Origin of the sequence: Salinivibrio sp. EAGSL (assembly GCF_013366455.1) — a bacterium.
GTDB classification, from domain to species: Bacteria; Pseudomonadota; Gammaproteobacteria; order Enterobacterales; family Vibrionaceae; genus Salinivibrio; species Salinivibrio costicola.
Map to the genome: position 1 here is coordinate 1 of NZ_JABWMG010000038.1, position 6,295 is coordinate 6,295.

The following is a 6,295-nucleotide window of genomic DNA, read 5'->3' on the forward strand; positions in this document are numbered from 1 at the left end:
TGGCGGGCGATGTTTTTTGTTGTTCGGCTATTTCCGCTAGCGTCTTCTTGTAGGTATCATCGCTCATATCTCGCCAGTAACGCGGATCACGGCCAGTCTGTTGATCATGGGCAGCGGTTACAGAGTCTTTGGCTCTAGCTTCTTCTAACACCAACAGATCTGGCATCGGTTGGCTCACATCCATGTAACGCTGGATCATATTCCACAAGCGCTGGTACTCCACCACACGCTCGTTGGTGCCAATTAAGTTACTAATAGGTACGCCCACAGAGTAAGGCTGATAGCGATGAACTAACATCAAATTGTAGTTCAGGTGGCCTTGCGGGCTGGGTGCCGACATCAATACACAATCAAATTCAATAAAAGGATGCGTAAAGCGCACTTTATTGCCACGCTTATACAAGGTCACCATCCCTGTTTGACGGTTTAAGCTATAAACACGTTTGCTTTTTAAGAAAGGCGCTAAGAAATAGTAGCCTTTACATACCAACTTGTAGTGACCCCATATAAGCAAGCAAGGAAGTGTGAAATAAAGGGTTAGGCCGTAAGAAACCATTAACCAATCATCCCATCTTTTATCCCAACTTGCATAACCAAACAACAATGGATAAAGGAACACCAAATAGGCCAAAGGTAGAAATAATATTAGTATTACTTTTACCAACCCTACTATCAAGAAGTATAACTGAGACCAGCCTGATAGAGATTCACTATCTAAACTTCTTTCAGTCCAGAATGATGGCTTTTCATTCCCTTCTGTCTCTTTTATTTTCGATGGCATTGTTTCTCGAGCAAGTGACAAAGCAATGGTGTCATTTGCCTTGGTAAAGGGTAAAACTTGCCCTTTAGTCAGTAGCCGCTGTAAAAAGCCGTGCGGTGGTTTAGATGATTGTGGAGTGATGTACTCGGTATTATATGCCATTAATTACTACCAAATTATTGTTTTACAAGCATTAGCCACGTGTGTTTATTATTAATGAGTCTTTCGCCCAACCTAGATCGCTATCATCATCTAGATTAAAGCTAGGCACAGGGGTTCTAACTTTTCCCTCTTCAAGTTGCTCCATCGTCAGTGTTGGAAAAATAGCTTCTTCGACTTTAAGTTGAGCCCTTGTAATTAACGCTGGCGAGTAGTGATGTTCATAAACTCGCCCAGAAAGCAAACGAGATTCCATATTTGTTTTGGGCACGTGCTTTTCGTACTTAATAAAGAACGCGTAGCCTTCGTCAGTTTTTTCTTGCTTTAATAGTGTTGAATTAGCCGAACTTATGTTGATGATCTCTCTCTCTTCTTGCCTACCTACACGACTAATCTTCACCGTTTTTCTTTCAATTGCTTGACGTGCATAAAAGTCGGTATCAAGGCTAGTTGGGTTTAGCAATGAGGCTAGGTTCGTATTCACATGAATAATATGTGTTGCACCAAGCGCTCGCATACGGCGTTTCAATTGTTCAGAAAAAGCTGTTTGACTCTCGAGATGATAACCTTTTGTAGATATTTTTAAAAACAAGCCTACCAAATGTTCATACGCCGACTTAGGATCTAACAGGTGCTGATAGTCTTCATTAGGCTCTTCAGAAAAGGGGCCATGCGTCATCCAATCTTCTAAGGGGGTGTTTTTCCAAAACGAATAGAGGACCAATCCCACTACTGACAGGCCTATACCTAGCCAAGCCACTGGGCCCATACCAAATAGTATTGGTGCGCTGGTAGTAAATAACCCTGTCGCAACTGTGGTAACCAAGGCTCCTGTTGCCACCATTCCCTTGGCAATACTGGCATCAATATCATTGCTTTGCCATAGACGAATCGCATCCCAACCAGCAATCGCCGCGGTTAAAAAGCCTGCGGCAAGGCTGGCTAGACCTATTGCGCTAACTTTACCAACCAGCCTTACTGTATTACTTTTAGAGGATACCCAATCGACCAGAGAATTGGGTACGTTAAAAGCTTTGGCATTTGATACAGTCGCAAGTCGAGAGGCATTTTGTGTATACAAGTTAGAAGCATGTACGGTCGCAATACCGAGATCCGCTGCAACGCTAATCACCTGGGCACCAGAGTAAACTGAATCCTTACTTCTGGCCAAGTTACTAAAATGTTGAGTGTTAACCATAAGGTTTACAAGCTCAATAACCGCAATAAAATAAGGAACACGTAATCCCTCGTAGGCATTGCTGGCCGTCTGGTTGACATTATTTAACGCTCGGCGGGTGTTGGCTTGATTAAAGGCTTCTGCCACATGGCTGTCTTCTGACACCACAACCACTTTAAGTGGCAACTTAGGCCCAACTGCTGCGCGATCAACACCGGGTATATCACTCGGCCTAAACGCATTTTTACCGGTTGAGGCCACCAGTTTCCCTGACGCATTTTCATACATACGTGCCATGGGTGCATTTTTTTGCTTAGTTTTTATGTGCTCTCGATCGGTATTACTTAGGCCCCAAGTCAGACCATGCCCTTCGACGCCAACGACGGTCCCTCTAAACGCCTTTCCGCCAACGGGCTGATAGGTAATGTCCCCCCACACCTCGCTATTTGCTGCTTTCATTAGCCGCAAAACAGGTGCATAGGCACTGTTAAATTCAATCACCTTCGCTTCATCAGCCAAATCTTGGCTCAATTCCAACAATATTTCGTAATAGCCTCGAAGAATGCCATCTAGAGTATTCGCAACCTGTCGCACGGGGCCAAATGCGCCCTCTTCGTTGTTATTGGCAGACGACATAAAAGCAAGATCGAAGATGCGTAAATCTTCATCTTGAATATCCTGACCCTTTTTAAACCACAACGCCAATGATTCAGGCGTTGCCAACCCGTCGCCTAGATTAGCCGCCTCTGGCGGCTGCTCCAAACATTCGTCCAAGCTAACACTTTGTTCAGCAGGGAAGAGTATCGAGTGCAAAGCCGATCCACTGTTGGGTAATAAAATGGCTTTTGCCGTATCGAAATAGGGAGACATCCTCCGGCTATCACAGTGAGATAGTTGGTCAAGCTTTTTCGTATTCGCACAAAGCGCAGATGCCGCTTCCCCTATCAGCTTGTGGGCTGCCGCTGCATTAATATCGTTGAGTGAACTAATATCTCGTATCACCTCAGCCAGCCGCGGTTCCTCAATAATGCTTTGTACGTAACCTTGCAAATTTTCTATATCGGTGCAGCATATTTGACGCTCTACGGTGCGAAGTGTTCGATGAAAACGTCCCCCTAAGAAAGTATCCATCTCATCGTACGCAGCATGTGACGGATTTTCATTTTCGCCAAACTTGGGAGGAACAACGAGCTTTTGCACTAACTCCGCAGAGCGGTAATGAGGTTGTTGGCTCATATCAACGTAAATTTGTTGCATGTAAGCCACACCACTTCGCGCGAGGTATGTATGGTGTCTAAGGTCAAAAAGCGGATCATCCAGCACGATGGCTCTTAAATGACGTTGCTTGGCTTGAGCGAGGTAGTCGTCTGTCGTTTCAGCCTCCCACATTTCGCTCTCTTCAGCGTCAGGAGAAAGAATGTCCATCAGTGCAGAGTGTCTGAGCCCATACTCGTAGCGGTGAGGTTGGTGATCATAATACCGAAGCATATTCGGCGCGGACGCACCATCTTCCCTCATGGACTCGAGCTCTCCTTTCACCGTTTGATAGGTTTGCTTAACCCAAGCGCCGGAGAGATCGCGATTGAGCTGCATCGGCTCGGCAAGGAAGAACTCTAATTCAGGCGCCCTCATTCGCATAGCAGGTAACGCTGTGATTTTCAGTATGTCTGACCCATCAACCGCATTAAGACTGTCTAGCGGTTTAGCACGTTGCATTAAATGCTCTGAGTGTGCCTCAAGATAGTTCAGACGGGGCGCACTCCATTGCACTTCAGAAAATGCAATATGAACAACGGATTGCTCGTTATTTGCTTTGGCGGGGATCCAAATCTCACCTAAGGGCATTCCTGTCGCCACACGTTCTTCATCTTTAAAGGGTTGATCTCGCCCCTCTCGATAACGATAGAGATGAACGTCTTTTAAGCACATTTCCCCGTCTTCAGGTGTAATGTGGATCTCTCGCCATGCTTTGTGGTTATAAAAAACATATAAATACCCCGCGCGAACAGGTGCCACACGGTCCGCATTGGTCACGGATCCCTGATATGACGGCAAAAGAGTGAGCGGAAGCACTGAGTGAACCAAGTAATCTTGCTCGTCTTGCTTTCTCTCAGTCACTGTTACATTTTCAAATAGCGGTAGCTTAATGGGTCCACCGTCGGCATCCACTTTCAACCAAACGTTACGATTTTCTTTCTCGTCGCTCCAGTCCCAGCTATATACCGTGGTGTCATCGAGTTCGGGATCTATCTTCTTCTTGGCTTCAAGAGAAGGTTGCTGCGTCATGTCTGTTAGATCATAAAATTCAAAATCCTGCTCAGCTCCATGTTGTATTCCTGTCACTTCAATAAGAAGCTTTTTGCCATCGCATGCAGGCGCTGAAGAAAACTTATCAGACATTTAAATACTCCCTAGACACCCATTTCTCTAATTGTTCCACAATGCTCGTTTCAGTCTGTCCTTGTGCGATTGTTAACGATGCTTCGTCCAAACTGATCGCATTCTCATGTAGGAGAGCGTGAACCTTATTGATTAACGCCAGGCTCTCTATTCGATGCTTTGCACAAAAGTGGCTAACTGCTTTTTGTTTGGGCCAGTCAAACACGTCAATGCCTTGCGTTTCAGCCCATTGCTGTATCTCTTGCTCTGTGTGCTTTTCGTTCAATGCATCTTTCTGTGAATCCGTCAGCTGCCACAATGACGACGATGCTTCTACGGTATTTGCTCCGAGGATATGCACCCACTCAGGTTGTCGACTGTGTATCTTCTGGTAAACATAAGCCCCAGAGAGAATACCGAGCCAATCAGCGGTATCACTTGGTTCAGCAAGCAACAAAAAATAGCTTGCTACTGCCGGTACGTAGTAATGTAAAAAGCCTTTTCGCGCGGCTGAAAACTGCACTTGAAGGCGATTTCTTAACTGCGCTAGAACAGCGTCGAGCCCTACCGTGTTTGGAGCAGAAAAGTATAAAGTCCTATCTTTGGATAGCTTATCGACAATGCAGTCATTCGCTCTCAAAGGAATAACAAGTGGACTACGCTCTATCATCACTGATAGCGGCGTCGACAAATAAAGTGGTTCAATATTGTGACCAGCAATAAGTCCATAAACCTCTTGATGCATGCCGTCATAGTCACTCACTAGCGCATACCAATTTATCGGCTCATCACCATGGGTGGATGCTAGATGTAAGCTCATACGTTATTCCCACAGGGGCAGTCTGACAGCGGGCAACTACCGTCAGGTTGTTTAAGACACGCTTGCGTAATTGGTATTTCAGATTTAACGTCGGCAATAACTTGTTGCACAAGACTCGCCGTCGCTGGAACAGCGATAAGCGTCGGTGCCCCTTGCTGTGTTTCTGATGTGGTCATTACATCAACCGCTTGGATATCGGGGAGTGGCGCGGCTTCGGGATCGGCCAAGGCGTCGATAGTTTTGGGACGCTTCGCCATTTGGCCATTAAAGCCTGGTCCACTGCCTGCGCTGCCGCCTGAGTTTAAGTTCACCGCGGCACCAGAAGCATGCACGCCTGCCGCATCCACTTTCACAAAGCTACCGCCGGCACTTAAGGTAACTTCTGCACCGGCTTCGATCACCAGTTTAGCGCCCGTTTTTAGGTGAATGTCACTTCCGGCTTCCACCGCATGAACCTTACCGACTTTATAGTGCTCACTGGCTTTGACGAGATTGGAGTGGTTGCCACCAATACGGGTGCGACTCTCTCCCTCCACGGTATGATGCGCATTGCCCATCACACGATGAAATTGGTCGTTGTGTACCTGATGGTGGTTGTCATGACCTATCTCAGTCACGCGGTCGTTTTCTACCTCGGTGTGCCAGTCTTTTTGTGCGTGTAAATACACTTGCTCACTGCCCGATTGGTCTTCGAACGTGAGCTCGTTGTAGCCCTCGCCTTGGTGGCTCTCGCTGCGCCAAACCGTCTTGGTTTTGTGTGCCGGTAAGGTATAAGGCGGCACATTGGTCGCATGATAGGTGCGCCCGGTGATAATCGGTTGGTCCGGGTCACCGTGCAAGAAAGACACAATCACTTCATGGCCAATACGGGGTATGGCCATCATGCCGTATTGGCTACCTGCCCAGCCTTGGGCCACCCGTATCCAACAGCTGCTTTTGTCATCGCCGTTGGAATAACGGTCCCACGGGAAGTGGACTTTCACTCGCCCGTGTTCATCAC

Annotated in this window: 4 protein-coding genes; all 4 read right to left on the minus strand. The window is 46.8% G+C overall.

The features are described from left to right. Positions 1-922 (minus strand): hypothetical protein (locus tag HLG76_RS14500; RefSeq protein WP_175993921.1); only part of this gene is annotated, 922 nt, incomplete at its 3' end. Positions 923-953: 31 nt separating this feature from the next. Further along, positions 954-4,496, minus strand: a complete 3,543-nt coding sequence (locus HLG76_RS14505) for a toxin VasX (protein ID WP_175993922.1) — start codon at positions 4,494-4,496, stop codon at positions 954-956. Then, entirely contained in the window at positions 4,489-5,295 is an 807-nt protein-coding gene (locus tag HLG76_RS14510) for a DUF4123 domain-containing protein (RefSeq protein WP_077677715.1), read from the minus strand. Before HLG76_RS14510 ends, HLG76_RS14505 begins: the two co-directional genes overlap by 8 nt. Beyond that, positions 5,292-6,295 (minus strand): type VI secretion system Vgr family protein (locus tag HLG76_RS14515; protein ID WP_175993923.1); only part of this gene is annotated, 1,004 nt, incomplete at its 5' end. The genes HLG76_RS14510 and HLG76_RS14515, both read right to left, overlap by 4 nt.